The sequence below is a fragment of the Flavobacterium sp. genome, assembly GCF_044371705.1.
Classification (GTDB): Bacteria; Bacteroidota; Bacteroidia; order Flavobacteriales; family Flavobacteriaceae; genus Flavobacterium.
Window position 1 is genome coordinate 1 of the sequence record NZ_JBILTE010000207.1, and the last position, 4,441, is coordinate 4,441.

The 4,441-nt window shown below is 36.3% G+C and carries 4 protein-coding genes; 3 read left to right on the forward strand and 1 reads right to left on the reverse strand.

All coding sequences use genetic code 11. From position 1 onward, the window contains the following. From ligA to guaB, 3 genes are all read left to right on the forward strand, one after another. Positions 1 to 1,231, forward strand: a 1,231-nt coding sequence (gene ligA, locus ACIQ2S_RS11670; protein ID WP_396176184.1) for an NAD-dependent DNA ligase LigA, incomplete at its 5' end; no start/stop codon positions are given. 296 nt (positions 1,232 to 1,527) lie between these two features. After that, a complete protein-coding gene (locus ACIQ2S_RS11675; RefSeq protein WP_396176186.1) occupies positions 1,528 to 2,127 on the forward strand; it encodes a hypothetical protein in 600 nt (199 codons plus the stop codon). 117 nt (positions 2,128 to 2,244) lie between these two features. Next, the gene (guaB, locus tag ACIQ2S_RS11680; protein WP_396176188.1) at positions 2,245 to 3,717 is read left to right on the forward strand and encodes an IMP dehydrogenase; all 1,473 of its coding nucleotides are present in this window, start codon (positions 2,245 to 2,247) and stop codon (positions 3,715 to 3,717) included. 189 nt (positions 3,718 to 3,906) lie between these two features. On the opposite strand, the gene ACIQ2S_RS11685 is transcribed toward guaB, so the two are convergent. After that, positions 3,907 to 4,441, reverse strand: a 535-nt coding sequence (locus ACIQ2S_RS11685; protein WP_396176190.1) for an NAD-binding protein, incomplete at its 5' end; no start/stop codon positions are given.

Consider the following 4,441-nt stretch of genomic DNA (forward strand, 5'->3'; position numbering starts at 1 on the left):
GAACATGCAGGAAGTGTTGGACTATATTTCGTTTTGGGATATGCATCGCCATGATTTGCCTTATGAAACGGATGGTGTGGTTATTAAAGTCAACAGTTTGCAACACCAAGATGAGTTAGGTTATACAGCCAAATCTCCTCGATGGGCAATTGCCTATAAATTCAAATCGGAACAAGTTTCCACCCGATTAAATTCGATTTCGTATCAAGTGGGACGAACCGGAGCAATTACACCTGTTGCAAATTTAGAACCCGTGCAATTGGCGGGAACCGTCGTCAAACGAGCGTCTTTGCACAATGCCGATCAAATTGAAAAGTTGGATATTCGAGTGGGTGATATCGTTTTTGTAGAAAAAGGTGGAGAAATCATTCCGAAAATCATTGCAGTCGCCCAAAGAGGAACTGAAGCGGAACCTACGAAATACATTTCCCATTGTCCGGAATGTGAAACAGAATTAGAACGAAAAGAAGGAGAAGCCAATCATTATTGTCCCAATTTTTATGGGTGTCCGCCACAGATTATTGGGAGAATCCAACATTACATCACCCGAAAAGCGATGGATATTGAAGGTTTGGGTGGTGAAACGGTCGCTTTATTGTATCAAAATGGTTTAGTGAAAAATTATGCCGATTTGTATGATTTAAAAATCGAACAAATTCTTCCGTTGGAACGAATGGCACAAAAAAGTGCGGAGAATTTAATCAAAGGTATTGAAAAATCGAAAGAAGTACCCTTTGAACGCGTTTTGTATGCGTTGGGAATTCGTTATGTAGGTGAAACAGTAGCCAAAAAATTATCCAAACACTACAAAAGTATTGACGCGATTGCGAATGCCAGTTTGATGGATTTGATTTTAGTAGATGAAATCGGTGAGAAAATTGCACAAAGTGTGATTGAATTCTTTGAAAATCCTGAGAACAGAAGTACTGTTGACCGACTCAAAAACGTTGGTGTTCAATTGATGTTGGATGAATCAAAATCGACTGTCGTCAGTAATAGGTTAGAAGGAAAAACATTTGTAGTTTCCGGTGTTTTTGAAAAATTCTCTCGTGATGAATTGAAAAAAGCGATTGAAGACAACGGTGGAAAAGTAGGTAGTTCCATTTCTGCTAAAACAAATTTTGTCATTGCAGGTGAAAACATGGGACCGGCAAAATTGGAGAAAGCATCGCAGTTGAAAGTACCGATTATTAGTGAAGATGATTTTTTGGGGATGCTTTCGAATGATTGAATTTAAAAGATGGTCAAACTATAATACTTTTTAATTTAATTACAAATTATTGAAATCTAATAAAAAGATACTTTATTTTTAAAAAATAATAATTAAAATAAAATATGACTAAGGCTAAAGAATTACATAGAATAGTATTCTTAATATCAATATTTTTGTTGTTGTTCAATGACTTGTATCTGAAATACGAATACAACAATTATCTGACTGGAAAGTTATCAGATTTTGCCGGACTCTTTTCTTTTCCCTATTTTTTCAGTTGTTTCTTCCCGAAAAAAACAAAATTAATTTATTTTTTGTCCGGAATTTTCTTTGTGATTTGGAAATCTGAATTATCGCAGCCAATATTTGATTTTGTTCACTTCTATAATGTTGGAATTAATAGAGTTGTAGATTATTCAGATTTAATAGCTTTAATAATTCTCCCATTTTCTTATTATTACAAATTAAATCACTCAATTAATAATGAAAAACTAAAATACCTTCCAAAACCCATCTTGATTGGAATTTGTTCATTTGCTTTTATCGCAACAACACTACCCAGAGAAGCGGGAAGTTTAAATTTTAAATCTGATTATGAAGTCCAGTTTAGTATTTCAAAAGATACTTTATTAAAAAATATTTATGGATCTTATCAACGATATGATGACCCGAATTATGAATTAGTAATTGAAATACCTGAAAAAAGATCAAGAGTTTATGTAAAAACCATTATAACAGAAGTTGGAGATGGCAAAACAAATCTAAAGCTTGATAGTGTTTTGTATTTTGTCACTGAATCAAAAGGTTTTTGGGGTGTTAAAAAGAAAAATGTGGATTATATGAAAAGTTTAAAATTGGAAGATTTTGAAAAACTTTTTATTGAACAGAAAATTAATATTGTGCGAAAAGAATAACCATTACAAACATTGATTAGCAAAACCAATCCAAACAAAATTCTTGTTCAAATTCAAAATTGCATCCAATTAAAAAAAAGCGTATATTTGCACGCAATTTAACTACAAATTGCAACCATGAAAGCACACGAAACAAAAATCGTTGGAGAGGGTTTAACCTATGACGATGTTCTGTTGATTCCCAATTATTCAGAAGTTTTACCACGCGAAGTCAGCATTCAATCAAAATTTTCCAGAAATATTACTCTTAACGTTCCGATCATTTCGGCTGCGATGGATACCGTTACCGAAAGTTCGATGGCAATTGCCATGGCTCAAGAAGGTGGTATTGGTGTTTTGCACAAAAACATGACCATCGAACAACAAGCCGCTAAAGTTCGCAAAGTCAAACGTGCAGAATCAGGAATGATCATTGATCCGGTAACTTTGCCTTTAACAGCTATTGTGGGTGATGCAAAAGCAGCAATGCGTGAATACGGCATCGGAGGAATACCTGTAGTAGATGAAAATGGGACTTTAAAAGGAATTGTAACCAACCGCGATTTGCGTTTTGAAAAAGTCAACACGCGTTCTATTTTAGAGGTGATGACGACAAAGAATTTAGTGACAGCCGCTGAAGGAACAACCCTTCAAGAAGCAGAAGGCATTTTGCAACAAAATAAAATTGAAAAGTTACCTGTTGTTAATAAGGATTTCAAATTAGTGGGTTTAATTACTTTTAGAGACATCACAAAACTGACTCAAAAACCGATCGCCAATAAAGACCGTTTCGGACGATTACGTGTCGCAGCCGCTCTAGGTGTTACTCCGGACGCTTTAGAAAGAGCTACTGCTTTAGTAAATGCAGGAGTAGATGCGGTGATTATAGATACAGCTCACGGACATACCAAAGGTGTCGTGGATGTTTTAAAACAAGTGAAAGGAAAATTCCCACATTTAGATGTAGTGGTTGGGAATATCGCAACAGCCGAAGCCGCTAAATATTTGGTAGAAAATGGTGCCGATGCTGTAAAAGTCGGAATCGGTCCCGGATCTATTTGTACAACACGTGTGATTGCCGGTGTTGGTTTTCCACAATTTTCTGCGGTGTTGGAAGTGGCCGCGGCTATCAAAGGAAGTGGAGTACCTGTGATTGCCGATGGAGGAATTCGTTATACGGGAGATATTCCAAAAGCGATTGCAGCCGGGGCTGATTGCGTGATGTTAGGTTCGCTTTTAGCGGGAACAAAAGAGTCTCCCGGTGAAACGATTATTTTTGAAGGACGTAAGTTTAAATCCTACCGCGGTATGGGTTCTGTAGAAGCCATGCAAGAAGGTTCAAAAGACCGTTATTTCCAAGATGTGGAAGATGATGTGAAGAAATTAGTTCCGGAAGGAATTGTAGGTCGTGTTCCTTACAAAGGTGAATTGAACGAAAGTATGCAACAATTCATTGGCGGTTTAAGAGCCGGAATGGGTTATTGCGGAGCAAAAGATATTCCAACATTACAAGAAACCGGACGTTTCGTTCGAATTACAGCCAGTGGAATAGGGGAAAGTCACCCGCATAATGTGACAATTACCAAAGAAGCTCCGAATTATTCACGATAATTCTTTTTTTAATATTTACCATTAAGGTATTAAGTTTCATTAAGGTCTCTGCCCTTAATGAAACTTAATACCTTAATGGTTTAAAAAAGATTTTAAATTCGTGGAAAGGTTTTTTGGAATTTTATGAAGAATGATACAATGATAGGATCATCTTCGATGAGCCTGATTTTTTTATAGGGTCCATTTTATTTAAAGTTCTTGATTTTTTAACCCTTTCTTCAAGAACTCACTATCCCAAGCATGGTCGGCTGCATCAAAATTGGTAAACAAGTCGTTTTTTAAGATTTGTTCTTGCATTTCAATTTGCTCTTGAACAGTGGCTAAATAGGCCATTTTATCATGACGTTTGGTGGCTAGTTCTTTAATTGCAGCTTCATCATATTTAATAAAACGTTGTCCTTGTCGCGTAGCAGAATACTTTCGATGTCCCAGTTGCGTTAAAGCATCCACTCCCAAATGAACCGCAGTATAAAGAGTTTCCCGATAAATATTTTCCACCCCATGATCGATTAATTCGTAGGCATCAATTCTATTTCGGGCACGTGTCAATACTTTTAAATTTGGAAAATGTTTTCGGATGGTTTCCACAACATTTAAATTGACCGTTGGATTATCAATGGCGGCAATAAAAAGTTTGGCACTTTCGGCACCTGCGGCTTTCAGTAATTCCAAACGTGTAGCATCGCCATAATATACTTTAAAGCCCATTTTACGAAGTAATTCA